Origin of the sequence: uncultured Nocardioides sp., from assembly GCF_947489365.1 — a bacterium.
Classification (GTDB): Bacteria; Actinomycetota; Actinomycetes; order Propionibacteriales; family Nocardioidaceae; genus Nocardioides.
The window spans coordinates 488,106-512,861 of the sequence record NZ_CANLDB010000001.1 but is presented as its reverse complement, the minus strand read 5'-3'; the positions used below and the strand labels follow the sequence as shown (position 1 = coordinate 512,861).

Here is a 24,756-nt window from a genome sequence, read left to right as displayed (position 1 = left end):
CGGCTCAGCGCCCCGCGTAGTTCGGGGCCTCGACGGTCATCTGCACGTCGTGCGGGTGCGACTCCTGCAGCGACGCGGAGGTGATCCGCACGAAGCGGCCCTTCTCCTTCAGCTCCGGCACCGTGCGCGCGCCGACGTAGAACATCGACTGGCTCAGGCCGCCGAGCAGCTGGTGGGAGACCGCCGACAACGGGCCGCGGTACGCGACCTGGCCCTCGATGCCCTCGGGGACGATCTTGTCGTCGCTGGTGACCTCGGCCTGGAAGTAGCGGTCCTTCGAGTAGGACTTCTTGCCGCGGCTGCTCATCGCGCCGAGCGAGCCCATGCCGCGGTAGGCCTTGAACTGCTTGCCGTTGACGAACACCAGCTCACCGGGGGTCTCGTCGCAGCCGGCGAGCAGCGAGCCGAGCATCACGGTGTCGGCACCGGCGACCAGGGCCTTGGCGATCTCGCCCGAGTGGCGCATGCCGCCGTCCGCGATGACGGGGATGCCGGCGGGGCCGCAGGCCAGGGACGCCTCGTGGATGGCGGTGACCTGCGGGACGCCGACGCCGGTGACGACGCGGGTGGTGCAGATCGAGCCCGGGCCGACGCCGACCTTGACGGCGTCCGCACCGGCGTCCACGAACGCCTGGGCGCCCTCCCGGGTGCCGACGTTGCCGCCGATGACCTGCACGTGGCGGGTGGCGGGGTCCGTCTTGAGGCGGCGGACCATGTCGAGCAGCAGGCTGACGTGGCCGTGCGCGGTGTCGGCGACCAGCACGTCGACGCCGGCCTCGATGAGCGTGGTGGCCCGCTCCCAGGCGTCGCCGAAGTAGCCGATGGCGGCGCCGACCATGAGGCGGCCGTCGCCGTCGTACGACGCGTGGGGGAACTGCTCGCCCTTGACGAAGTCCTTGACGGTGATGAGGCCGACGAGGTGGCCCGCGTCGTCGATCAGCGGCAGGCGCTCGCGCTTGTGCTTGCGCAGGAGCGCCGTGGCCTCGTCGCGGCTGATCCCGGCGTGGCCGGTGATCAGCGGCATCTGCGTCATCATCTCGTCGACCTTCGTCGACGCCCACTCCGCGACCGGGGTGAAGCGGAGGTCGCGGTTGGTGATGATGCCCAGCAGACGCATGTCGGTGTCGACCACCGGCAGCCCGGAGACGCGGTACTCCCCGCAGATGCGGTCGAGCTCCTCGAGGGTCGCGTCCGGGCCGATGGTGACCGGGTTGGAGATGATCCCCGTCTGCGTCCGCTTGACCAGGTCGACCTGGTAGGCCTGGTCGGAGGTCGAGAGGTTGCGGTGGAGCACCCCGATGCCGCCCTCGCGGGCCATCGCGATCGCCATGCGCGACTCGGTGACGGTGTCCATCGCGGCGCTGATGAGCGGCACGCGGAGGTTGATCTCACGCGTGAGGCGCGTGGTCGTGTCGATGTCCGACGGCGCCAGGTCCGAGTGGCCCGGCAGCAGCAGCACGTCGTCGTAGGTGAGCCCGACCGCAGCGAACTTGTCCGGGATGCCGTGCGTCTCGTCCATCGCCTGCGGGGTCCTCTCGTACGCCGTCGGGGAGGACCCCCACTCTAGGTCACGCGGTGCGGACCCCTCGCGGCGCGAGGGCCCGGGCGGGCACGTGGACGGCGAGCCGCCCGCCGCTGACGCGGATCCGGCCGCGCAGCCCCGCGGCCAGCACCATCGGCAGCACGGCCTGGTTGCCGGCCTCGGTCTCCAGCAGCACCTCGGACGCCCCGGCCGCGCCGGCCTCCCTCACGGCGCCCAGCAGCAACCGGGTGCCGACCCCGCGTCGTCGCCAGCCCGCCTCGACGTGCAGCCGCAGCATCATGACGCCGTCGGGGGTGGGGCCGTCGAGGGTGGCCGCGCCGACGACCCCGCCCCCGGCGACCGCCTCCACCCCGCCCGAGCCGGTGGCCCGGACCGTGACCTCGAGCGCGGTCGGCCCCCCGGGGACCGCGGTCGGGGCGAGCAGGGCGGACCGGTCGTCGGCGAGGACGTCGGCGAGCAGGTCGGCGAGGGCCGCGCCGCGGGCGTGCTCGGTCGCGGTGAACGGCGTGCGCCGCCAGACCTGGACCACGACGTCGACCACCCGCATCTCCATCACGTCGGCTCCCGGGCCTCCCTCCGGCCCGGGTCCCGGCTCGGGACCCGCCCCCGCGTCGAAGAGGTCGGCCAGGACCTCGGTGAAGCTCGCCGGGCTCGCCAGGACCGACCGCGCCGCCCGCAGGTAGCGGGCCGGTTGGTCGACGAGCGCCGACTCCGAGCAGACGGACACGGCGACGGCCTGGCCGCCCGCGCCGACCACCAGCCGGGCCAGGTCGTCACCGCCCCAGCCGGCCGGCGTCCGGACCACCAGCTCGTCGGTGACCGTGACCACGCCCGGGAAGATCTGCAGGCCGAGGACGTTGACCCCCGCCTCGCCGCAGGCCCGGGCGAGGGCCGCGAGCGCACCGGGGCGGTCGGGCAGGGAGGTGCGGATGCGCCAGAGCATGACCCCAGCCTGGCTGGCCGTCGTTGCGGATCCGCGTCGGTCGTGTTTCGTCGCCGCTAACCTCGACCCACGTGAGGAGTCGGGTGGTCGTCGCGTCGGCGGCCACGGCCGCCGCGCTGCTGCGTTTCCCCGGCCTGTTCTGGCCGGTGCGGCCCGACGAGGCCGGGTTCATCCTGGTCGCCCGGTCCTGGGACCCCCAGCCCACGAGCATGTTCGGCCCGTACTTCGTCGACCGTCCGCCGCCGCTGATCGCGCTCATCGGGCTGCTCGACCAGCTCGGGGGCGTCGCGGCCCTGCGGGCCGCCGGGGCGGTGGCGTGCGTGGTCCTCGTCGTCGCGGCCGCCGGCTGCGCCCGCGTCATCGCCGGCGACCGGGCGGCCGCCTGGACCGCCGTCGCGACCGCCGCCGTCGTCTCGAACACCGCCATCGACGCGGTGGCGGTCAAGGGCGAGCTCCTCGGGCTGCCGCTGGTGATGGGCAGCTGCTGGCTGGCCCTCCTCGCCGCCCGGACCGACGCCGACGAGCCGCCCCTGCGTCGTGCGCTGCTGCAGGCCGGCGCGGCCGGCTTCCTCGCGACCGCCGCTCTCGGGATGAAGCAGAACCTCGTGGGCGGCCTCGTGTTCGGCGCCGTCCTGCTCGTCGCCTCCGCCGCGCTGGGTCCGCGGGAGGGCCGGCTCCCCTGGCCGCGCGTCCTGCGCCTGGGCGCGGCCGCCACCGCCGGGGCGCTGGTCCCCCTGCTCGCCACCGTCGGGTGGGCGCTCGCCGCCGGGGTCGGGCTCAGCACCCTCTGGTACGACGTGTACGGGTTCCGCTCGGACGCGTTCGCGGTCATCACCGAGTACTCCTCCGAGGCCAACGACATCCGCCTCCTCGAGCTGCTGTCGTACGCCCTCGCCGCCGGCGTGGTGCTGCTCATCGGTGGCTTCGTGGTGCACGCCCGCGACGAGTGGCGCGACCGCCCCGCGCTGACGACCGCGATCGCCGCGATGATCGCCGTCGACCTCGTCGCGATGTTCCTGGGCGGCAGCTTCTGGCGCGCCTACCTGTTCACGCTCGTCCCCGGGACGGCGCTCGCGGCCGCGATGCTGGTGCGGCGGGGCCGGACCAGCAAGCGCGGTCTGGCGATGCGGGCGGTGATCGTCGCGAGCGTCGTGTCGTGCGTCGTCGCCTCCGCCGCCTGGGTCGTCGTCAACGTCCTCGGCCCCGACCGGGCCCAGGAGGCGCGCACCGGCGAGGCGCTCGCCGCCGTCGCCGAGCCGCAGGACACGCTCGTGGTGTTCGGCGGGCGCGCCGACATCCAGCTGCTGTCGGGCATGGACTCGCCGTACCGGCACCTGTGGAGCCTGCCGATGCGGACCCTCGACCCCGACTACGCCGAGCTCCGGTCGGTGATCGACTCCCCCGAGGCGCCGACGTGGATCGTCGAGCAGGCGTGGTTCGGCTCGTGGGGCAACCCGGCCGCCCCCGCGCTGTACGCCGACGTCGACGCCCGCTACACCGAGGTGACGGCCGTCTGCGGTGACGGCGCCCGCGTCTGGCTGCTCGACGGCGTGGAGCGGGGGACCCCCGACATCCCCTGCGACCCCACCGCCGATCGCTAGGTTGGGGCCGTGCCCCTGGACCACCTCCTGGACCCGCCGCGCGACGTGCGCGCCGACGACCCCCGGGTCGGGGTGATCCCTGCCAACGAGCGGCTCCTGACGGTCCCCACCCTCGTCACGATCGCGCGGACGGTGGTCGCGGTCGTGCTGTCCGCGATGGCGGCGCACCAGTCCTCGCTGACCCTGCTGGTCGCCGGGCTGGTCGTCTACTGGGCCGGCGACGTCCTCGACGGGTTCACGGCCCGGGTCCTGGGCCAGGAGAGCCGCGTGGGCGCGCTGCTCGACGTCCTGTCGGACCGGCTGTGCGCGGCGTCGTTCTACCTCGGTCTGGCCTGGCTCCAGCCCGACCTCGCGCCCGCCGTCTTCGTCTACCTCGCCCAGTTCATGGTGATCGACTGCCTGCTGTCGATCGCCTTCGTGGCGTGGCCGATCCGCTCCCCCAACTACTTCTACGTCGTGGACCGCCGGCTGTGGCTGTGGAACTGGTCGCCCCCCGGGAAGGCCGCGAACTCCGCCCTGGTGGCCGTGCTGCTGCTGGTCACCGGCTCGATGTGGGCGGGCCTCGTCCTGGCGCTGGCGCTGACGGTGCTCAAGACGGCGTCGCTGGTGAGGCTGCTCCGCCTCGGCCTGCCGGTGCCCGGGAGCCCCTGACGTGTGGCTGCTGGCCCTCACGTTCGGGTTCTCGGTGGCCTCCGCCCTGATCCCCGTGCTGAACGTGGAGGCCTACCTCGTCGTCGCCGCCTCCGACTCGACCGCTCCCACCCTGCTGCTCGTCGGGGCGGCCGCGACGGGCCAGATGCTCGGCAAGGTCGTCTGGTACTACGCCGGCGACCGCCTCGACCGCGTCCCGTGGCTGCGCCGCAAGATGGCGAAGGAGTCCTGGCACGCGAACGTCGAGCGGTGGCGGGCGCGCACCGAGGGCCGGCCGTGGACCACGGCGGCGCTGCTGTTCACCTCGAGCCTGACCGGACTCCCGCCGTTCGCGGTCGTCTCGGTCGTCGCGGGCCTGCTCCGCACCCGCATCGAGGTCTTCGTCCTGGCCGGCCTCGCCGGCCGCTTCCTGCGCTTCTGGATCGTCCTCGAGGCCGCCCGCTTCGCGTGGCTGCTGGTCTGACCTCGCCGCCCGCGCGCGCGAGTTGATCCGGTCCGGCCGGCCGGCCGGCCGGGGTCGGGGTCGGGGTCGGGGTCGGGGTCGGGGTCGGGCCCACGAAACCCCGTCCGGGCGGACGAAGTTTCGTCAGCCCGGACGGGGTTTCACCAGCCGACCCGCGAAACGCGAGGCGCCCGGGACCGGTGGGACGCCTGGGACTCGCCGTCCCTTCGACGGCCGGCGACCCGGGGTCGGGCCCACGAAACCCCGACTGGGCGGACGAACTTTCGTCAGCCCGGACGGGGTTTCACCAGCCGACCCGCGAAACCTGAGGCAGGTGGGGCCCCTGTGACTCGGGGCCGGGGGCGGCGGGTGGGACACGACGACGCCCCCGGTCCGCGAGGGGACCGGGGGCGTCGTACGGCGTGCGGGTGGTGCGGGAGGTGCCTCGGCTCAGTGGCCGTGGCCGTGGCCGTGACCGGCTGCGGCGGGCTCCTCGTCGGCGGGCTTGTCGACGACCAGGGTCTCGGTCGTGAGCAGCATGCCCGCGATGGAGGTGGCGTTGACGAGCGCGGACCGGGTCACCTTGACCGGGTCGAGGACGCCCTGGGCGACCAGGTCGCCGTACTCGCCGCTGGAGGCGTTGAAGCCGTTGCCGACACCGAGCTCACGGACCTTGGAGGTCACGACGTAGCCCTGGTAGCCGCCGTTCTCGGCGATCCAGCGCAGGGGCTCGTCGGCGGAGCGACGCACGATGCGGACGCCCACAGCCTCGTCGCCGGTGAGGCCGAGGCCGTCGTCCAGCACCGAGACGGCGTGGACGAGGGCGGAGCCACCGCCGGGGACGATGCCCTCCTCGATCGCGGCGCGCGTCGCGGAGACGGCGTCCTCGATGCGGTGCTTCTTCTCCTTGAGCTCCACCTCGGTGGCGGCGCCGACCTTGACGACGCACACGCCGCCGGCCAGCTTCGCGAGGCGCTCGGAGAGCTTCTCGCGGTCCCAGTCGGAGTCGGTGTTCTCGATCTCGGCCTTGATCTGGTTGACGCGACCCGCAACGGCGTCGGCGTCGCCGGCCCCGTCGACGATCGTGGTGTCGTCCTTGGTGACGACGACACGACGCGCCTGGCCGAGGACCTCGAGGCCCACCTGGTCGAGCTTGAGGCCGACCTCGGGGGCGACGACCTGACCACCGGTCAGGGTCGCGATGTCCTGCATCATCGACTTGCGGCGGTCACCGAAGGCCGGGCTCTTCACCGCGACGGCGTTGAAGGTGCCACGGATCTTGTTGACGACCAGGGTCGACAGCGCCTCGCCGTCGACGTCCTCGGCGAGGATGAAGAGCGGCTTGCCGGCGGCGATGACCTTCTCGAGCAGCGGGAGCAGGTCCGAGACCGACGAGATCTTCCCCTGGTGCAGCAGGATGTACGGGTCGTCGAGGACGGCCTCCATCCGCTCGGGGTCGGTCACGAAGTACTGCGAGATGTAGCCCTTGTCGAACTGCATCCCCTCGGTGAACTCGAGGTCGGTGCCGAGGGTGCTGGCCTCCTCGACCGTGATCACGCCGTCCTTGCCGACCTTGTCGAAGGCCTGCGCGAGCAGGTCGCCGATGAGGGCGTCGCGGCTCGAGATCGTGGCGACGGAGGCCATGTCCTCGCGGGAGTCGACCTCGCGGGCCGCCTCGCGGAGGGCCTCGCCGACGGCCTCGGTGGCCTTGTCCATGCCGCGCTTGAGCGACATCGGGTTCGAGCCGGCGGCCACGGCGCGCAGGCCCTCGTGGACCATCGCCTGGGCCAGCACGGTGGCGGTGGTGGTGCCGTCACCCGCGACGTCGTTCGTCTTGGTGGCGACCTCCTTGGTCAGCTGGGCGCCGAGGTTCTCGAAGGGGTCGTCGAGCTCGACCTCGCGGGCGACCGTGACGCCGTCGTTCGTGATGGTGGGGGCGCCCCACTTCTTGTCGAGGACGACGTAGCGGCCCTTCGGGCCGAGCGTCACCTTGACGGCGTTGGCGAGGGCGTCCACGCCGCGCTCGAGGGCGCGGCGGGCGTTCTCGTCGAACTCCAGGATCTTGGGCACTGCTTGCTCCTTGGATGAGCTGGGGAAAAGGGTGCGGGTCCGCACCGCGAGCGGTACGGACCCGCCCTACGGCGCTGCTGGGCCGAGCGTCAGCCGACGACCGCGAGGACGTCGCGCGCGGAGAGGATGAGGTACTCCTCGCCGGAGTACTTGACCTCGGTGCCGCCGTACTTGCTGTAGATGACCTTGTCGCCGACGTTCACGTCGAGCGGGACACGGTTGCCGTTGTCGTCGACGCGACCGGGACCGATGGCCAGGACCTCGCCCTCCTGGGGCTTCTCCTTGGCGGTGTCCGGGATGACCAGCCCGGAAGCGGTCGTCTGCTCGGCGTCGAGCGGCTTGACGACCAGGCGGTCCTCGAGGGGCTTGATGTTGACCGACACGATGTCGACCTCCACTTTCTGCTGGTACGGGGTGTGTGCCGGCCCGGCACGCGCCGGGCACAGATGTTCGGGGCCTGCGGTGGGGAGCGCCGTCGCGGGTGCCGCACCCCGGTGCTGGCTGGCGCTCTCATGGCGAGAGTGCCAATGCCGAAACTAGCACTCAGCGCGGGCGAGTGCCAGGGAGGGTCGCGCCGCGGACGCTCGCCGGACGGGGTTGCGAGGATGGCCCCATGGACCTGGAGTCGTTCGAGTGGCTGCGCACCGACGAGGGCGGCCGGCTGCTGGACGAGGCCGCGGCCGCGCTGGGGGACGGCGCCTCCGAGCTGGCCGTGCAGGCGCGGCTGCGGCGCCGGGCCGACGGCGCCCACGTGACGGCCGCCCTGACCCAGGCCTCCCTGCGGCGGCGGGCCCGGGCGAAGTTCGGCGCGGCCGCGGACCTGCTGTGGTTCACGCCCGCCGGGCTCGAGCAGGCCACCCGCCCCTCCGTGGCCGCCCACCGGGCGCGCCGGCTCGAGGCGTACGACGTCCGCGCCTTCGCCGACCTCACCTGCGGCATCGGCGGCGACCTGATGGCGACCGCCACCGCCACCGGCGCGACCTGTGTCGGCACCGACCTCGACCCGGTCACCGCCGCGGTGGCGCAGGCCAACGTCGACTCGCTCGGGCTCCCGGTGGCCGTCGACGTCCGCGACGGGACGACGCTGGCCCTCGGCTCCTTCGACGCCGTGATGATCGACCCCGCCCGGCGCGACGGCACCGGCCGGACGTTCCGCGCCGACGCCTGGGAGCCGTCGTGGGACGTGCTCGCCGGGCTGCTGACCGGCCCGGTGCCGGCCGTCGCGAAGGTGGCGCCCGGGCTGCCCCACGACCTGGTCCCCGCCGGCGTCGAGGCCGAGTGGGTCAGCGACCGCGGACACCTGAAGGAGGCGGCGCTGTGGGGCCCCGCCCTGGCGACCGCGCGCCACCGGGCCACCGTGCTCGGCACGTCCGGGCTCGCCACCCTCACCGACGCCGACGACCCGGTCGCCCCCGGCACGCCGGCCCCGACGGGCGCGGTCGGGGCCTACCTGGTCGAGCCCGACGACGCCGTGGTCCGCGCCGGGCTCGTGACCGCGGTCGCCGCCCGCTGCGACGGCTGGCTGGTCGACCCCCACCTCGCCTATGTCAGCGCCGACTCCCCCGGCCCGGCCGCCCTGTCGCGGTCCTACCGGGTCGTCGAGGAGCTGCCGTACCGGGAGAAGCAGCTGCGCGCGGCCCTGCGGTTCCGCCGGGTCGGCACCCTGACGATCAAGAAGCGGGGCGTGGACGTCGTCCCCGAGCAGCTGCGCAAGCGGCTCGACCTGAGCGGCGAGGAGACGGCCACCCTGGTGATGACCCGGGTCGCGGGCGTCGGGACGGCGCTGCTCGTCGAGCCGGTCGACTGAGCACGACCCGTCACGGGGCCGTCGTACGACGTGCTCAGGCCGGTCGGTCGTCGCTGTCGTCGGTGAGGGCCTGCTCGGCGTAGCTGGCCGCGGAGGCGACCGCGGCGCGGGCCAGGGGGTGGCCCCGCAGCGACTCGGCGAGCAGCGACCACGCCTCGACCAGCAGGACCGTGTCGACGTCGCGGGCGGTCAGCACGCGGGCGAGCCAGGAGTGCGCCTCGACCATGATCGTCTCGTCGCCGGTGACCAGGGCGGCGGAGAGGCAGCCGACGAGGTGGTCGGCCAGGCCCTCGAGCTCGACCAGCCAGCTGCGCGAGGAGCGGGCCAGCTCGTCGGAGAAGTGCTCGGCGTCGCGGAGGCCGGCGACGACGTACCCGGCGATCTGGGCGCGGTGCTCCTCGATCCAGGCGGCCTCCTCGTCGGCCATCGTGGGCTCGGGCATGGCCAGCCGCTCGGTGCGCTCGGGCAGGGTCTCGAGCAGGGCGACCGCGTGGGCCGGGCTCGCGCACCAGGCGGTCGCGCCGAGCGCCTCGGCCCGGGACCCGTCGCCGCCGAAGCCCTGTCCGCCGACGATGACCGGCAGGCCGAGCGAGCGGATCTGGTTCAGCATCCGCTTCTGCCGCCCCAGCGACGAGGTCAGGGAGGCGCTGAACATCACGGCCCGCGGCTTCAGCCGCAGGACCTGGCGCAGCAGGTCGTCCGGCTCCGGGGCGCCGCCGAGGTAGTTCACGCGGTAGCCGGCCTCGACCAGGGCCTCGGAGACGATCAGCGCCGGCAGCGCGTGGGACTCCTTCTCCAGGCAGGAGACGAGGACGAGCGGGCGACCCGCGGCGGGCGGGTCGCTGAAGGAGCCGAGCCAGTGGACCAGGCCCTCGTTGATGGCGGTGGCGGCGTGCTCCTGCGCGACGCTCCACTCACCGTCGAGCCACAGGTCGCCGACGCGGCGCTGCGCGACCAGGATGTGGTCGGCGATGACCTGCGAGTTGGTCAGGCCCGACGCGCGCAGTCGTCGTACGGCGGCCAGCGACGCGTGGCGGTCGCCGTCGCAGAGCGCCTGCCAGTACTCAGCGTCCACGGCCGCCCCCGTCGTCCCGTCGACCGCACAGCACCGCCGGGGACGACGACGACAGGCGAGGCGAGACGTGCCTCGCCGTGCCGTGGTCGCAGCCTCCGGGTGCCGTGCGGTGGGTGGTCACTCGAGGTTCACCCGTTCCTGGCCGATGGTGGTGTCGTCGCCGTGGCCGGTGTGCACCACGGTGTCGTCGGGCAGCGTCAGCAGGCGGGCGCGGATCGAGTCCTTGATGAGGTCCGCGTCGCTGAACGACCGGCCGGTCGCCCCGGGGCCGCCCTGGAACAGGGTGTCGCCGGTGAAGACGCAGCCGAGGTCGTGGACGTAGAGGCACACCGCCCCCGGGGCGTGGCCCGGCGTGTGGAGGACCTTCATCGAGGCGCCCGCGATCTTGATGGACTGCTCGTCGGACAGGTCGACGTCCCAGAGCTCGTCGCCGTGGGTGAGCTCCCAGACCGGCCGGTCGGCGGGGTGCATGAGGATCGGCGCGCCGACCCGCTTGCGCAGCTCCGGCGCGACGCGGACGTGGTCGTCGTGGGCGTGGGTGGCGATGATCGCCTTCACCGTGCGCCCGCCGACGACGGCGAGGATGTCGTCCACGGAGTGCGGGGCGTCGATGACGACGCACTCGTCGTCGTCGCCGACGACCCAGACGTTGTTGTCGACCTCGTGGGTCTCCCCGTCGAGGCTGAAGGTGCCGCTGGTGACGGCGTGGTCCACGCGGAGCCCGGTGCCGGCGGCCATCAGAGGACCACCACCGAGCGCAGGACGCCGCCGGAGTGCATCGTGGAGAACGCCTCCTCGACGTCGTCCAGACCGATCTCCTCGGTGACGAAGGCGTCGAGGTCGAGCCGGCCCTGGCGGTAGAGGTCGACCAGCATCGGGAAGTCGCGCTTGGGCAGGCAGTCGCCGTACCAGCTGGACTTCAGCGAGCCGCCGCGCCCGAAGACGTCGATGAGCGGGATCTCGGGGATCGTCATGTCCGGGGTCGGGACGCCGACCAGGACGACGGTCCCGGCGAGGTCGCGGAGGTAGAAGGCCTGCTTCCACGTCTCGGGGCGGCCGACGGCCTCGACGACGACGTCCGCACCCTCGGCGCCCGGGTAGAGGGCGCCGCAGATCTCCTTGACCCGCGCGGCGACGTCCTCGGTGGAGGAGTCGATGGTGTGGGTGGCGCCGAGCTTCGTCGCGGCCTCGAGCTTCTTGGCGTCGATGTCGATGGCGATGACCGGGCTCGAGCCGGCGAGCGCCGCACCGGCCACCGCGGCGACGCCCACGCCGCCGCAGCCGATGACGGCCACGCTGCGTCCGCGGGTCGCGCCGCCGGTGTTGATGGCCGCGCCGATGCCGGCCATGACGCCGCACCCGAGGAGGCCCACCGCGGCGGGACGCGCCTCGGGGTCGACCTTGGTGCACTGGCCGGCGGCGACGAGGGTCTTCTCGGCGAAGGCACCGATGCCCAGGGCCGGGGACAGCTCGGTGCCGTCCTCGAGGGTCATCTTCTGGGTCGCGTTGTGGGTCGCGAAGCAGTACTGCGGCTCGCCGCGGTCGCAGGCGCGGCACTCGCCGCACACCGCGCGCCAGTTGAGGACGACGAAGTCACCGGCGGCGACCTCGGTCACGTCGTCGCCGACGGACTCGACGACGCCCGCGGCCTCGTGGCCCAGCAGGAAGGGGAACTCGTCGTTGATGCCGCCCTCGCGGTAGTGCAGGTCGGTGTGGCACACCCCGCAGGACTGGATCCTCACCAGGGCCTCGCCCGGGCCGGGGTCGGGGACGTTGATGGTCTCGATCGAGACCGGCTCGCCCTTGGCCTTCGCCACGACCGCCTTGACCTGCTGCATGAGGTGCCTTCCGTTGACCTTCGCGTGCTGTGACGTGCACAACCTAACCCCGTCCGCCCAGGGATGTACCCGGTGGATCGGAAGACAGTCCGCCGGCGGCCCCGGGCCGCCGGGCCGCGCGCCGTCACGGCCGGCCACCACGTGCGCGGAGGACAGGAGAGATGTCCCCGGATCACGTCCCACCGGCCGTCGGGGACCGATCTCTCCTGTCCCCCGCGCACCCGGGCGGGACGTCGCCTAGGTGAGCACCTCGGTGACGGGCAGGGAGGAGTCGGCGGGGAGGTCGAGCGCCGACGGCGCGCGCCCCCGTCGTACGGCCTCGGCGCCCAGCGCGGCGACCATCGCACCGTTGTCGGTGCACAGCCCCGGCCGCGGCACCCGGACGCGGACGCCGACCCGCTCGGCGCGCTCGACGGCCATGGCGCGGAGGCGGGAGTTCGCGGCGACGCCGCCGCCGATGAGGAGGTCCTCGACGCCCGTGGCCGCCGCGGCGTCCAGGGTCTTGCGGACGAGGACGTCGCAGACGGCCTCCTGGAACGACGCGGCGACGTCCTCGACGGGGACGGGCTCGCCGGCCCGCTCCCGGGCCTCGACCCAGCGGGCGACGGCGGTCTTGAGGCCGGAGAAGGAGAAGTCGAAGCGGTGTCGTTCGAGGTCGCGGCGGCCGGTGAGGCCGCGGGGGAAGTCGATGGCGACCGACGAGCCGGAGGCGGCGGCGCGGTCGACGTGGGGACCGCCGGGGAAGCCGAGGCCCAGCAGGCGGGCGATCTTGTCGAAGGCCTCCCCCGCCGCGTCGTCGATGGTCGCGCCGAGCGGGTCGACACCGGCGGTCACGTCGTCCACGCGCAGCAGGCTGGAGTGCCCGCCGGAGACCAGGAGCGCGAGGCACGGCTCGGGCAGCGGGCCGTGCTCGAGCTGGTCCACGGCGACGTGGGCGGCGAGGTGGTTGACGCCGTGCAGCGGCTTGCCGAGACCGATGGCCAGCGCCTTCGCCGCCGCGACGCCGACCAGCAGGGCGCCGGCCAGGCCGGGTCCGGAGGTCACGGCGATCGCGTCGACGTCCTCGAGGCGCACGCCGGCGGTCTCGCAGGCCCGGTCGAGCGTCGGGACCATCGCCTCGAGGTGGGCGCGGCTGGCCACCTCGGGGACGACGCCGCCGAAGCGGGCGTGCTCGTCGACGCTGCTGGCGATCGCGTCGGCGAGGAGGGTGCGGCCGCGCACGATCCCGATGCCGGTCTCGTCGCAGGAGGTCTCGATGCCGAGGACCAGGGGTTCGTCCACCCGCCCATTGTGGCGGGGAGAGGATGGCGGGGTGTCACAGGTGCTGCTCGACGGACTGACCGACCCCTTCCTGCTGCACCACGTCGCGCCGGACGCCGTCCGCCGGGTGTGGCGCCGCGGGGACGCCGCGGTGGTGGAGATGGAGCGGGCCGTCGCCGACGGGGTGCGGGTCATGACGGCCGGGGTCGGGCCCGCCGCCGACCTCGACCCGCTGCTCGCCGAGGTCGCCGGGACGGCGGACCGGCCCTGGCGGCTGTTCGTCGACGAGACCTCGGCCGGTGCCCTGCCGCCCGCCTGGCGCCCGGCCGAGCCGCACAGCTGGCACTGGATGCTGACCCGCCAGGCGCCGGCGGCGGTCGCGGGTGAGGACGCGGTCGAGGTCGTGGACGACGCCGCGGCGGTCACGGCGGTGCTCGACGTCGCGATGCCCGAGACCCACGCCCGACCGGGGACGCCGGGGCTCGAGTGCTGGCTCGGGGTCCGTGACGCGGACGGGACGCTGGCCGGGGTGGGCGCGGTGGCGCGCCAGCCCGACGGCACCGGCAACCTGCGCGGCATCGCCGTCCTCCCGTCGTACGGCGGGCAGGGGCTGGGGACGGCGCTGTCGGCGGCGCTGACCCGCCGCGCGCTCGCGGGTGCCTCCGGGGTGGCGACGCTCGGGGTGTACGTCGACAACGCGGCGGCGCTGCGGGTGTACACGCGGCTCGGGTACGCGACCCGGCACACGTTCTACTCCGGTCAGCTCGCGGGCTGAGGCGGCCCCGGCGCCAGGCGGCGCTCCATGACGACCGCCGGCGCCCCGTCGGCGTAGTAGTTGCGGCGCCGGGCGATCTCGACGAACCCGTGCGCCGCGTAGAACGCCTGCGCGCCGTGGTTGTCCTCGCGGACCTCGAGCAGCAGCCGCTCGGCGTCCACGGCGAGCGCCTCGGCCTCGACGGCCGCGATCAGCGCGGAGGCGACCCCGCCACGGCGGTGGGCCTCGTCGACCGCGATCCGCTGCAGCTCGGCGACGTCGGCGACGAGGCTGGCGACGGCGTGGCCGACGACCTCCCCGTCGGTCTCGGCCAGCAGGTAGCGGACCGTCGGCAGGTCGCCGAGGATCCCGGCCCGCACCAGCGCGGGCGACCAGGCGTCGTCCCCGAGGTTGGTGGTCTCCGAGGAGGCGACGGCGTCGACGTCGGCGCGGGTGGCGCGGCGTACGAGGACGGCCGGCCCGGACTCGCCGGTCCCGGTCACGAGACGCGCTTGGCGCTCAGCCCGGCGACCGCGTCGGGGCGGCGGAGGTAGAGGGGGTCGGGGTCCAGCAGCTCGGCGTGCTCACCGGCGATCGTGCGGGCCAGGAAGCCCGCGGACACACGGGTGGGGCCGACCGCGCCGGGGAACGCCTCGGGGTAGAGCAGCGCCCCCTCCCCCACGACCGGCAGCGACGTCGCCACGGCGTCGGGCTTCGCGACGACGGGACCCTCGAGGCGGGTGCCGTGGTCGTACGTCGCGACGTGGACCTCCTTGCGCCGCGCGTCGCCGGCGACCACGAAGGCGCCGTCGACCTGCCCGCGCGCCACGGCCTCGACGGCCATGACGTCGAGGCTGCAGACGCCGTACACGGGGATGCCGAGGGTGTGGCCCAGCACCCGCGCGGTGACCACACCGACCCGCAGGCCGGTGAACGGCCCGGGCCCCACCCCGACGCCGACGGCGGTGAGGTCCCCCCGCTCGGCACCGGCCTCGGCGAGCACCTGCGCGATCGCCGGAGCGAGCTGCTCGCCGTGGCGCATGCGGTCCTCGCCGGACGCCTCGGCCACGACGTCGGTGCCGTCGTGCAGCGCGACGGACACGTACGCCGTCGCGGTGTCGAGGGTCAGCAGCACGATCCGCAGGCTATCGCCCGGCGCCGCGCGGGCTCGGGGGGCTGGGGTGCTGAGGTGCCGGCGGCCCTGGGGTCACTCGCGTCACTGCTGTCCCTCCCGCCTCGGGTTTCGCCGCCTGGCTGGGGAAGCCCCGACTGGCAGGTGAGGCCCCTGTGACCCCGCCCCGTCGCGGGGGCGGCCTCAGAGGTCGAGCGGGACGCCGTCCCAGCGGGCGCCGACGGCGAGGAGGCGGACGACGCGGGTCTCGTCGTCGGGGTCGGAGGAGCGGTCGATGCGGACCTCGAGGCGGTCCTCGGCGAGGCGCTCGGCGAGGCCCTCGCCCCACTCGACGACGGTGACGGCGTCGTCCAGGGAGGCGTCGAGGTCGAGGTCGTCGAGGACGACGCCGAGGTCGTCGCCGTCCCCGGCGCCGAGGCCGAGGCGGTAGGCGTCGACGTGCACGAGCGCGGGGCCGCCGACGGTGGAGGGGTGCACCCGGGAGAGCACGAACGTCGGGGAGGTGACCGCGCCGCGCACCTGCAGCCCGGCGCCGAGGCCCTGCGTAAACGTGGTCTTCCCGGCGCCCAGGCCGCCGACGAGGACGAGCAGGTCCCCGGCGCGCAGCCGCGCGGCGAGGCGCTCCCCGAGGTCCCGCATCGCGTCGCCGTCCGCGACGGTCACGGGCGAGGGGCCGGGCTCAGACGTCGGCACGGGCCTTCTCCAGCATCCCCTCGAGCGCCTGCTGGACCTTCTCGTGCTGCTCGAGGATCACCAGGTGCCCGGCGCCCTCGCACTCGACGAGGTCGACGTCGGGCAGCCGGTCCGCGAGCTTGCGGGACAGCTTGATCGGCGTCATCTTGTCCTTCGTCGCACCGATCACGACGGTCGGGATGGACTCGAACGCGGCCAGCGCGGCGTACTTGTCGAGGCTGCGGAACGCGGGGAAGAAGTCGGCGAGGACGTCGAAGGGCGTGGCGTTGATCATGTCGTCGACGAACGCCAGCCACGCCTCCGGGACGGGGCCGCCGAAGGCGAAGACGTCCGTGGCGACGAAGGCGACGTCCTTCCCGAGCCGGCGGATCCCGTCGACCGTGTGGTGGTTGCGTCCGAGCAGGGCGACGATGCGCGTCGAGAGCCCCCCGCCGATCGTCGAGGGGAGCATCGGCAGGACCGTCTTGTGCGGCGCGATGCCCCCGGCCGCGGTGGCGACGAGACCGGCGCCGACGACCTTCGTCCCGAACAGCTCGGGTCGCTGCTCGGCGAGCGCGAGCAGCGTCATCCCGCCCATCGAGTGACCGACGAGGACGACGGGGCCCTCGGTGGTCTCGTCGAGGACCCGCGCGAGGTCGTGGCCGAGCTGCTCGATGGTGGTGTGCTCCGGCGCCGACCGACCGGAGCGGCCGTGCGAGCGCTGGTCGTAGAGCACGGTCCGGACGTGCCCGCGGAGGGCGGCGCGCTGGAAGTGCCAGCAGTCCATGTTCAGGGCATACCCGTGGACGAGGACGACGGTGAGGTCGCCCGGACCCTGGCCGTCCACCTCGTCGACCTCGACGTGGAGGGGGACGCCGTCGTCCGCGACGACCGTCAGGGCGGGGGCGCGCAAGGAGCCGAGCTCGACCTCCTCGCCCGGGGAGCGGCGGTGGATGCTGCGTCGACGCTGGACGGCGGCGCCGGCCGCGAGTCCCGTCGCGGTGAGGCCGAGGGCACCCGCCGCCAGTCCGATGATGCCGCCGCGCTTCACGGGGCCGTCCCTTCGCCGTGGTGCGTGCGCACCGTCCGCCAGCCACCCATCCGGGTGACGATCTCGTAGCCGATGGTGCCGCAGGCGGCCGCCCACTCGTCGGCGGTCGCCGCACCGGTGGCGGCGTCCCCGATCAGGACGGCGACCTCGCCCGGCTCGACGCGGTCCGCGTCGTCGGGGCCGAGCTCGACGACGACCTGATCCATGCAGACCGTGCCGCGCACGGGCCGGCGGCGACCGCCGAGGAGCACCTCGAGGACGTTCGTGCCGTGCCGGGGGACGCCGTCGCCGTACCCGGCGGGCACGAGGGCGACCCAGGTGTCGGCGGGGGCGGTCCAGCGGTGCCCGTAGGAGACGCTCGCGCCGGCGCGGATCCGCTTCACGGTCGCGACCCGCGCCCGGACGGTCATGGCCTGCCGCAGCCCCGAGGCCGCCAGGTCGTGGGCGCCGGGCGCCGGGTCGACGCCGTACGTCGCGATGCCGCAGCGGACCAGGTCGTAGTGGGCCCCGGGGCGCAGGAGGGACGCCGCGGAGTTCGCGAGGTGGCGGACGCCGGGGTCGACGCCGCGCTGGGCCATCACGGCCAGGGCGGCGTCGAAGGCGGCCTGCTGGGCGTCGTTGGCCGGGTGGGCGGGCTCGTCGGCGCAGGCGAGGTGGGACCAGGTGCCGGTGACGTCGACGAGACCGGCGTCGCGGGCACGGAGCGCCGCGTCGACGAGGCCGGGCCAGTCCTCGGGGGTCGCTCCCCCGCGGGAGAGGCCGGTGTCGACCTTGAGCTGCAGGCGGGCGGGCCGGCCGACCGCGGCGGCGGTGTCGGCGATCGCGGCGACCTCGCGGGCGTCGTACGCCGTCACGTCGACGCCGGCCGCCACGACGGGGGCGAGGTCGTCACCGGGGGTGGTGAGCCAGCACAGCAGCGGGCCGGCGTCCCCGTCGGCGCGCAGCGCGAGCGCCTCCTCGGGCGTGGCGACACCCAGCCAGGGTGCGCCGCCGCGGCGGGCGGCGCGGGCGGACTCCAGCAGGCCGTGGCCGTAGCCGTCGGCCTTCACCACGGCCATCAGCGCGGCGGGGGCGACCCGCTCGGCGAGAAGCGCCACGTTGGCGCTGATCACGTCGAGGTCGACGCGGATCTCGACCCTGGGCGGTGGTGGCACGCCCGGAAGTGTCTCAGCCCGGCGCCGGATCAGTCGGCAAGGGCGCGCACCGCGGCCGGGACCGCCAGGGCCACCTCGCCCGCGACGAGCGGCCCGCCGCCGGAGGCGAGGGTCGCCGCGGAGCCGTGGAGCCAGGCGCCGACCGAGGCGGCGTCGTACGGCGCGAGGCCGGCGGCGAGCAGGGCGCCGATCAGTCCGGTGAGGACGTCGCCGGCGCCCGCGGTGGCCAACCAGGGGGTGCCGCTGGCGCTGACCCGGACGTCGCCGTCCCGGTCGGCGACCAGGGTGCGGCGGCCCTTCAGCAGGACGACGGCGCCGTACGCCGCGGCCGCGCGGCGGGCGTGCTCCAGCGGGCGGGCCTCGACGGCGTCGCGGGACGCCCCCAGCATCGACGCCAGCTCGCCCGCGTGCGGCGTGAGGACGACGGAGCTGGCCAGCGGGCCGCCGAAGTCGGTGACGTGGGCGAGGGCGTCCGCGTCGACGACCAGGGGGACGTCGTCCGCGCGGGCCTCCTCGAGCGTGCGGCGGGCCGCGGCGTCGGTGCCGGACCCGACCGCCCAGGCCTGCACGCGGCCCGCCCCGACGACCTCGGGGTGCTGCTCGCGGACGCGGTCCGCGACGGTGTCGTCCCCGACGTACCGGACCATGCCGGCGAGCCCGGAGGCGGCGCCGGCCACGCAGAGCAGGCCCGCACCGGGGTAGCGGGCCGAGCCGGCGCGGACGCCGACGACGCCGCGGGAGTACTTGTGGTCCGTCCCGCCGGGCCGCGGCAGCAGCCGCGCGACGTCCGCGGCCTGGAGCGCGGTGACCGCGGACGGCGGGAGCGGCAGGTCGCCGGGGCCGCCGAGCTCGACCACGTGGACCGGCCCGCAGGCCGCGGCCGCGGGGTCGACGAGGTGGCAGACCCGGTGGGTGCCGAAGGTGACGGTGACGTCGGCGACGACGTGCGGGCCGTCCAGCTCGCCGGTGTCGACGCCCACGCCGGAGGGGACGTCGACCGCGACCACCGGCACGCCGGCGACCTCCGCGAGCGCCGCGACGGCGTCCGGACGCAGGCCGGGGCGGCCCCCGATGCCGACGACCGCGTCCAGGACGAGGTCGGGCCGCCGTCCCGGCTCACCCGCCGCCAGCACCCGCCCGCCGGCCGCCCGCAGCGCCGCGAGGCCGGCCGGGTGGGGCGTCTCGGACAGCGCCCGCACCTCGACCCGGCAGCCACGCCGGGCGAGCGCCGCGCCGGCGTACAGGGCGTCACCGCCGTTGTCCCCGGACCCGACGAGCAGCCGGACCGTGCGGCCGTAGCAGCTGCCGAGCAGGTCGGCCACGTGGTGCGCGAGGCCGGTGGCGGCCCGGTCCATCAGGGTGCCGTCCGGCAGCGTCGCCATGAGCGCGGCCTCGGCCGCCCGGATCTCCTGCACGGTGTGCGCTCGTCTCATCACCCCCATGATGGCAAGCCGCCACGGCCGAGCTCGCGAGGCCGTGACGCGGCGCAGGTCGAGCGAGCGCGCGTCCGAGCCTGCGAGGCCGCGACCGCGGGTCGAGACCCGGTGAGACGAATGGCAGGTCAGCGCGGGGCCCTCACCCGGTCTCGAGGCTCGTCGCCAGGGCTCCTCGCACCTCGACCAGCGGTGCGGGCTCAGCCCTCGAGCACCACCACGGCCGACGCCACGCCGGCGTCGTGGGACAGCGAGACGTGGAGGGAGGTCACGCCGAGGCCGGTGCAGGCGTCCGCGACGGTGCCGCGGACCTCGAGGCGGGGGCGGCCGGAGTCCTCGCTGACGACCTCGGCGTCCTGCCACTCCAGGCCGGCGGGGGCGCCGAGGGCCTTGGCGAGCGCCTCCTTGGCGGCGAACCGCGCCGCGAGCGAGGCGTCGCCGCGGGTCGACTCGGCGGGGGTGAACAGCCGCGCCCGCAGCCCCGGCGTACGACGGAGCGCGGCGGTGAACCGCTCGATCTCGCAGACGTCGATCCCGACGCCGACCACCGGCACGGACGTCGCCGGCTACTCGACGGTGACGGACTTGGCGAGGTTGCGGGGCTGGTCGACGTCGTGGCCGAGCACGGTGGCGAGCTCGCAGGCGAACAGCTGCAGCGGGACGACGGCGACGAGCGGCTGGAGCAGCGTCGGCACCTTCGGCAGGTAGACGACCTCGTCGGCGTACCGGGCGACGCCCTCGTCGCCGTCCTCGACCAGCACCAGGGTGCGGGCGCCGCGGGCGCGGATCTCCTGGACGGCGCTCAGCATCTTGTCGTGCAGCTGGTCGCGACCGCGGGGCGGCATGACGCAGAAGACCGGCAGCCCCTCGTCGATCAGCGCGATGGGCCCATGCTTCAGCTCGCCGGCGGCGAAGCCCTCGGCGTGGAGGTAGGCCAGCTCCTTGAGCTTCAGCGCGCCCTCCAGCGCGACGGGGAAGCCCGCGTGACGCCCGAGGAACAGGACGGTCTTCGAGTCCTCGTGGGCGTGGGCCAGCTTGTAGACGTCCTCGGCCTTGTCGAGCATCGTCTGGACGTGGGCCGGCATCGCCTCGAGCTCGCCCATGACGTCGTTGATCTCGTCGCCGAACATCGTGCCCCGCACCTGCGCGAGGTAGAGGCCGAGCACGTAGCAGGCCATGAGCTGGGTGAGGAAGCCCTTGGTGGACGCCACCCCGATCTCCGGGCCGGCGTGGGTGTAGATCACCGCGTCGGACTCGCGCGGGATCGTGGAGCCGTTGGTGTTGCAGATCGCCAGGACCTTGGCCTTCTGCAGGTGGGCGTGGCGGATCGCCATCAGGGTGTCGGCGGTCTCGCCGGACTGGCTGATCGCCACGACCAGGGTGGTGCTGGTCAGGATGGGGTCGCGGTAGCGGAACTCGTGGGCGAGCTCGACCTCGCAGGGGATGCGGGTCCAGTGCTCGATGGCGTACTTCGCCACGAGGCCGGCGTAGTTCGCCGTGCCGCAGCCGATGACGACGATCCGGTCGATCTCGCGGAGCTCGGCGTCGGTCAGGCGCATCTCGTCGAGCTGCAGGTGGCCGTCGAGGCCGCGGCGGCCCAGGAGCGAGTCGGCCAGCGCGCGCGGCTGCTCGAAGATCTCCTTGCGCATGAACCAGTCGTAGCCGTCCTTCTGGGCGGCGGAGAGGTCCCAGTCGACGTGGTAGCGGGTGCCCTCGGCGGGGCTGCCGTCGAACCCGGTGACCTCGACGCCGTCGGGGCGCAGCGTCACGACCTGGTCCTGCGCCAGCTCGAGGGCCTCGCGGGTGTGCTGGATGAACGCGGCGACGTCGCTGCCGAGGAAGTTCTCGCCCTCGCCCAGGCCGACGACCAGCGGGGAGTTGCGGCGGGCGGCGACGACGCGGTCGGGGTCGTCGCGGTCGACGGCGACCAGCGTGAAGGCCCCCTCGAGCATCGAGCAGACCTGCTGCATCGCGGTGGTGAGGTCGTCCCCGGCGTCGAGGCGGTTCTCGAGGAGGTGGGCGGCGATCTCGGTGTCGGTCTCGGAGGCCATCCGGTGGCCGTCGGCCTCGAGGGCCTCCCGCAGGACGGCGTAGTTCTCGATGATCCCGTTGTGCACCAGGGCCAGGCGGCCCTGCGCGCCCAGGTGCGGGTGTGCGTTGGCGTCGGTGGGCGCGCCGTGGGTGGCCCAGCGGGTGTGGCCGATCCCCGTCCGGGTGGCCGGCGGCGGCGCGTCGTCCAGGACGGCGCGGAGGTTGGCGAGCTTGCCCGCCTTCTTGTCGACGTGGAGTCCGCCCTGACCCCCGTCGGGCCCGCCCGGCTCCGTGACCAGCGCCAGGCCGGCCGAGTCGTAGCCGCGGTACTCGAGCCTGGCGAGGCCCTCGACCACGACGTCCTTGGCGTCGAGGGCCGAGCCCACGCCGCCGACGTACCCCACGATGCCGCACATGGGAGCCGAGTCTAGGGCTCGACGGGACGTGCCCGGACCGGGCTGCCCCTCCGGCCGGGTGGGAGCGCTGCAACAATGCGTGGGTGCGGCCTCCGGCGAGCAGTGACGACGGTGCCGCACCCTCCGTACCCCTGGCGCACCTGGCGGAGTCCTCGCCGTACGTCGAGCTGGAGCGGGAGGCCTGGGCCCGGCTGGCGCGGGAGACCCCGAACCCCCTGACGGCCACGGAGCTGGCCCGGCTGCGGGGCCTCGGGGACGCCCTCGACCTCGACGAGGTCGAGCAGGTCTACCTGCCGCTGTCGCGCCTGCTGTCGCTGTACGTCGAGTCCGCGGGCCGCCTGCACCGCGACACCGAGACGTTCCTGCACCGCCCCCAGCCGCGCCGGACGCCGTTCGTCGTCGGGGTCGCCGGGTCGGTGGCCGTGGGCAAGTCGACGACCGCCCGGGTGCTGCAGCAGATGCTGGCCCACTGGCCCGCGCACCCGGAGGTCGCGCTGGTGACCACCGACGGCTTCCTGCTCCCCAACGCCGAGCTGGAGCGCCGCGGGCTGCTGGAGCGCAAGGGCTTCCCGGAGTCCTACGACCGCAAGGCGCTGCTGCGGTTCGTCATCGACATCAAGTCGGGCCGCGAGACCGTCGAGGCCCCGGTCTACGACCACCTCCGCTACGACGTGGTGCCCGACGAGAAGGTCGTCGTCCGCACCCCCGACATCCTCATCGTCGAGGGCCTGAACGTCCTCCAGCCCGCCCGGACCCGCGAGGACGGCCGCCAGGGCCTGGCGGTGAGCGACTTCTTCGACTTCTCCGTGTACGTCGACGCCCGCACCTCCGAGATCCGGGAGTGGTACGTCGACCGGTTCCTGCGCCTGCGCGAGACGGCGTTCCAGGACCCGGCGTCGTACTTCGCGAAGTACGCCTCCCTCTCCGAGGCCGAGGCCCGCGCCCGCGCCGAGGGGATCTGGGACCGCATCAACGGCCCGAACCTCCGCGAGAACGTCCTCCCCACCCGCCCCCGCGCCACCCTCGTGCTCCGCAAGGACGCCGACCACTCCGTGCGCTACGTGAGGCTCCGGAAGCTCTGAGCCGGGACCGGGCGAGGAACGAGTCCGGTCCCGACGCGAAGAGGTCGAGCGAGCGCGCGCCCGAGCCTGCGAGGGCGCGACCGCGGGTCGAGACCTCCCGTCAGCCGACCGGCGGTCTCGCCGCGGCCGCTCGCCGGGGTTGCTCCCCGGTCGACCACCTCAGGGGCTACTGCGGGTCGAGCGTGCGCAGGACCTCGTCGGCGCCGTCGGCGGACAGGCCGTCGTCGAGGTCGCTGCCGTCGGCGCGGACGTCCCGGACCAGGACCAGGGTGGCCACGAAGCTGGACGACGCCACGGAGACGACGCGGACCTCGCGGGCGGCGGGGTCGCAGTCGGACTCGGGGTCGGTGACGGGCACCACGGTCGCGCCGGTCCAGCCGGCCGAGCCGTCGTCGAGCCGCACCGGGGTGACCGTCGGCGCCGCGGCCTCGTCGTCCGCGCCGAGGACGCCGGCCCAGCTGGTCACCAGCTCCTGGGCCGTGGACTGGACGTCGGCGTCCTCCACCGGCACGGGGCGGGTGAAGCCGACGAACGCCCGGTTCGTGAGCCCGAGGTCGTCGTCGCAGAAGTCGGCGCCGAAGAGCGCCGGGTCGCGGACGCCCTCGGTGACCGATCCGTCGGAGGTGGAGTAGCCGAGGTTCGTGCCGGCCTCGGTCAGGGTCCAGTCGTCGGTCTCCGGCACGGCGAACACGGCGTCCGAGCGGCCGTCGCCCGAGACCAGCTGCATGCCCTCGGGGGCGGTCGGGGAGTCCGACGGCGAGCCCGACGGCGTCGTCGGGGACCCACCGGTGCTCGTGCCACCGGGTCCCGAGGCGGCGTCCTCGCCCGGGTAGACCACCGCCGCGCTGACGCCCGCGACGAGCACGCCGAGCACCGCCAGGGGTGCGAGGGCGCTCGCGAGGACGGCCCGCCGCGAGCCCGGGCCGCTCACGGCGTCTCCTGCAGGCGGGGGCTGGCGAGGACCTGGTCGGCCACGTCGGCGGGCAGCCCCGAGTCGAGGTCGGACCCGTCGTCGGCCACCAGGCGGCTGAGGACCACGGTGGAGACGTAGTCACCGGAGTCGAAGCTGAGCAGGCTGATCTCGATCGCCGTGGCGTCGCACGACCCCTTGCCGCGGTCGCCGGTGGGGACGGTGAGGATCCGTGCCCGCCGGGCCGGGGTGCCGTCGCTGATCGTGGTCGAGTCGTACGACGGGTCGGCGAGGTCGTCGCCGGCGAGCCGGAACACCCGGAGCCACTGCTCGGTCGTCTGCTCGTTGGCGCGGCGTACGGCGTCCGCCTCGCCGTCGTCCTCGCCGGGGGCGGTGAACCCGGCGAACGCACGCGGGGAGTCCACCTCGTAGCCGTACTCGTCCTCGCAGGTCAGGGGCTTCCACAGGGCCGGGCCGGTCACGCCGACCGAGACGGTCTCCCCGTCGGGCGTCTCGGACTGGAAGCCCCGGACGTCGCGGGGTGCCTGGACCTCCCAGCCCTCGTCGACCGACGGCACCTCGATGTCGGCGTTGTCGCGGCGGTCGCCGACGATGACCTGGCCGTCGGGGAAGAAGGTGGCCGGCTCGTCGGTCTCCTCCTCCGTGGCCCCGGAGGTGGCCTCGGTGGGGGCCGGCGACGGGGGCCCGGGGTCGGCGCCGGGCGAGCCGCCCAGGCCCTCGACGCCCGCCACGACACCGGCGGTGACGACGGCGAGCACCGCGAGCACGGCGAGCGCCGCCGCGACGGGTCCGGCGACACCGCCGGTGGCCGCCGAGGACCGCTGGTTCCCGGACACGCCACCTCCTCGGTCCCGCCCTGGTCGTCGCGGC

General features: G+C 74.7%; 23 protein-coding genes and 1 pseudogene. 6 read left to right on the top strand and 18 right to left on the bottom strand.

From position 1 onward, the window contains the following. Nucleotides 1-4 precede the first annotated feature (4 nt). Both guaB and Q0858_RS02495 read right to left on the bottom strand, forming a co-directional pair. Entirely contained in the window at nt 5-1,519 is a 1,515-nt protein-coding gene (gene guaB / locus Q0858_RS02500) for an IMP dehydrogenase (RefSeq protein WP_299050727.1), read from the bottom strand. Between the two features lie 49 nt (nt 1,520-1,568). Further along, nucleotides 1,569-2,486: a GNAT family N-acetyltransferase gene (locus Q0858_RS02495; protein WP_299050724.1), complete on the bottom strand. Its 918-nt coding sequence runs from the start codon at nt 2,484-2,486 to the stop codon at nt 1,569-1,571. Between the two features lie 71 nt (nt 2,487-2,557). On the opposite strand from Q0858_RS02495, the gene Q0858_RS02490 reads away from it, so the two are divergent. From Q0858_RS02490 to Q0858_RS02480, 3 genes are read left to right on the top strand one after another with little or no spacing between them, the layout of a single operon-like run. Continuing rightward, a complete protein-coding gene (locus tag Q0858_RS02490; protein WP_299050721.1) occupies nt 2,558-4,087 on the top strand; it encodes a hypothetical protein in 1,530 nt (509 codons plus the stop codon). Nucleotides 4,088-4,096: 9 nt separating this feature from the next. Continuing rightward, entirely contained in the window at nt 4,097-4,738 is a 642-nt protein-coding gene (locus Q0858_RS02485; RefSeq protein ID WP_299050718.1) for a CDP-alcohol phosphatidyltransferase family protein, read from the top strand. A 1-nt stretch (nt 4,739) separates the two neighbouring features. Continuing rightward, nucleotides 4,740-5,201: a VTT domain-containing protein gene (locus Q0858_RS02480; RefSeq protein ID WP_299050716.1), complete on the top strand. Its 462-nt coding sequence runs from the start codon at nt 4,740-4,742 to the stop codon at nt 5,199-5,201. 429 nt (nt 5,202-5,630) lie between these two features. Here the strand turns inward: Q0858_RS02480 and groL are convergent, their stop codons facing one another. Continuing rightward, a complete protein-coding gene (groL, locus tag Q0858_RS02475) occupies nt 5,631-7,250 on the bottom strand; it encodes a chaperonin GroEL (RefSeq protein ID WP_299050714.1) in 1,620 nt (539 codons plus the stop codon). 89 nt (nt 7,251-7,339) lie between these two features. Continuing rightward, on the bottom strand, nt 7,340-7,633 hold the full coding sequence (gene groES, locus Q0858_RS02470) for a co-chaperone GroES (protein WP_240235612.1): 294 nt from the start codon (nt 7,631-7,633) through the stop codon (nt 7,340-7,342). Between the two features lie 230 nt (nt 7,634-7,863). Here groES and Q0858_RS02465 point away from each other — a divergent pair, with 230 nt between their 5' ends. Next, nucleotides 7,864-9,057 (top strand): class I SAM-dependent methyltransferase, encoded by a 1,194-nt coding sequence (locus Q0858_RS02465; RefSeq protein ID WP_299050711.1) that lies wholly within the window; start codon nt 7,864-7,866, stop codon nt 9,055-9,057. A 34-nt stretch (nt 9,058-9,091) separates the two neighbouring features. On the opposite strand, the gene Q0858_RS02460 is transcribed toward Q0858_RS02465, so the two are convergent. The 4 genes from Q0858_RS02460 to tsaD all read right to left on the bottom strand — a co-directional run bounded on the left by Q0858_RS02460 (nt 9,092) and on the right by tsaD (nt 13,251). Further along, on the bottom strand, nt 9,092-10,132 hold the full coding sequence (locus Q0858_RS02460; protein ID WP_299050709.1) for a cobalamin-dependent protein: 1,041 nt from the start codon (nt 10,130-10,132) through the stop codon (nt 9,092-9,094). A 117-nt stretch (nt 10,133-10,249) separates the two neighbouring features. Continuing rightward, nucleotides 10,250-10,870 (bottom strand): MBL fold metallo-hydrolase, encoded by a 621-nt coding sequence (locus tag Q0858_RS02455; protein WP_299050707.1) that lies wholly within the window; start codon nt 10,868-10,870, stop codon nt 10,250-10,252. Beyond that, a complete protein-coding gene (locus Q0858_RS02450; protein ID WP_299050704.1) occupies nt 10,870-11,970 on the bottom strand; it encodes an S-(hydroxymethyl)mycothiol dehydrogenase in 1,101 nt (366 codons plus the stop codon). Before Q0858_RS02450 ends, Q0858_RS02455 begins: the two co-directional genes overlap by 1 nt. Before the next feature lie 237 nt (nt 11,971-12,207). Further along, nucleotides 12,208-13,251 (bottom strand): tRNA (adenosine(37)-N6)-threonylcarbamoyltransferase complex transferase subunit TsaD, encoded by a 1,044-nt coding sequence (gene tsaD / locus Q0858_RS02445; protein ID WP_299050701.1) that lies wholly within the window; start codon nt 13,249-13,251, stop codon nt 12,208-12,210. A gap of 31 nt (nt 13,252-13,282) precedes the next feature. Between tsaD and Q0858_RS02440 the strand changes: the two genes are divergently transcribed. Then, nucleotides 13,283-14,005, top strand: coding sequence for a GNAT family N-acetyltransferase (locus tag Q0858_RS02440; RefSeq protein ID WP_299050698.1), 723 nt, complete (start codon nt 13,283-13,285; stop codon nt 14,003-14,005). Here the strand turns inward: Q0858_RS02440 and rimI are convergent. The 8 genes and pseudogenes from rimI to glmS all read right to left on the bottom strand — a co-directional run bounded on the left by rimI (nt 13,990) and on the right by glmS (nt 21,873). After that, on the bottom strand, nt 13,990-14,487 hold the full coding sequence (gene rimI, locus Q0858_RS02435) for a ribosomal protein S18-alanine N-acetyltransferase (protein WP_299050695.1): 498 nt from the start codon (nt 14,485-14,487) through the stop codon (nt 13,990-13,992). The two genes, Q0858_RS02440 and rimI, sit on opposite strands and share 16 nt — an antisense overlap. Then, nucleotides 14,484-15,119, bottom strand: coding sequence for a tRNA (adenosine(37)-N6)-threonylcarbamoyltransferase complex dimerization subunit type 1 TsaB (gene tsaB / locus Q0858_RS02430; RefSeq protein ID WP_299050692.1), 636 nt, complete (start codon nt 15,117-15,119; stop codon nt 14,484-14,486). The genes rimI and tsaB overlap by 4 nt, the downstream gene beginning before the upstream one ends. A 180-nt stretch (nt 15,120-15,299) precedes the next feature. Then, nucleotides 15,300-15,767, bottom strand: a pseudogene (gene tsaE, locus Q0858_RS02425) (tRNA (adenosine(37)-N6)-threonylcarbamoyltransferase complex ATPase subunit type 1 TsaE); the annotation flags it as partial. Between the two features lie 28 nt (nt 15,768-15,795). Continuing rightward, complete coding sequence (locus tag Q0858_RS02420; RefSeq protein ID WP_299050690.1) at nt 15,796-16,839, bottom strand: alpha/beta hydrolase; 1,044 nt, start codon at nt 16,837-16,839, stop codon at nt 15,796-15,798. Beyond that, the gene (gene alr, locus Q0858_RS02415; RefSeq protein WP_299050688.1) at nt 16,836-17,993 is read right to left on the bottom strand and encodes an alanine racemase; all 1,158 of its coding nucleotides are present in this window, start codon (nt 17,991-17,993) and stop codon (nt 16,836-16,838) included. The genes Q0858_RS02420 and alr overlap by 4 nt, the downstream gene beginning before the upstream one ends. A gap of 29 nt (nt 17,994-18,022) precedes the next feature. Beyond that, nucleotides 18,023-19,426 carry an NAD(P)H-hydrate dehydratase gene (locus Q0858_RS02410; RefSeq protein WP_299050685.1) on the bottom strand — a complete coding sequence of 468 codons (1,404 nt, stop codon included), beginning with the start codon at nt 19,424-19,426 and terminating at the stop codon, nt 18,023-18,025. Between the two features lie 200 nt (nt 19,427-19,626). Beyond that, on the bottom strand, nt 19,627-19,980 hold the full coding sequence (locus tag Q0858_RS02405; RefSeq protein ID WP_299050683.1) for a holo-ACP synthase: 354 nt from the start codon (nt 19,978-19,980) through the stop codon (nt 19,627-19,629). Between the two features lie 12 nt (nt 19,981-19,992). After that, entirely contained in the window at nt 19,993-21,873 is a 1,881-nt protein-coding gene (gene glmS / locus Q0858_RS02400) for a glutamine--fructose-6-phosphate transaminase (isomerizing) (protein ID WP_299050681.1), read from the bottom strand. 131 nt (nt 21,874-22,004) lie between these two features. Here glmS and coaA point away from each other — a divergent pair, with 131 nt between their 5' ends. After that, complete coding sequence (coaA, locus tag Q0858_RS02395) at nt 22,005-22,955, top strand: type I pantothenate kinase (RefSeq protein ID WP_299051732.1); 951 nt, start codon at nt 22,005-22,007, stop codon at nt 22,953-22,955. A 166-nt stretch (nt 22,956-23,121) separates the two neighbouring features. On the opposite strand, the gene Q0858_RS02390 is transcribed toward coaA, so the two are convergent. Then, nucleotides 23,122-23,886, bottom strand: a complete 765-nt coding sequence (locus Q0858_RS02390; RefSeq protein WP_299050678.1) for a hypothetical protein — start codon at nt 23,884-23,886, stop codon at nt 23,122-23,124. After that, nucleotides 23,883-24,722, bottom strand: coding sequence for a hypothetical protein (locus Q0858_RS02385; protein ID WP_299050675.1), 840 nt, complete (start codon nt 24,720-24,722; stop codon nt 23,883-23,885). Before Q0858_RS02385 ends, Q0858_RS02390 begins: the two co-directional genes overlap by 4 nt. Nucleotides 24,723-24,756 lie beyond the last annotated feature (34 nt).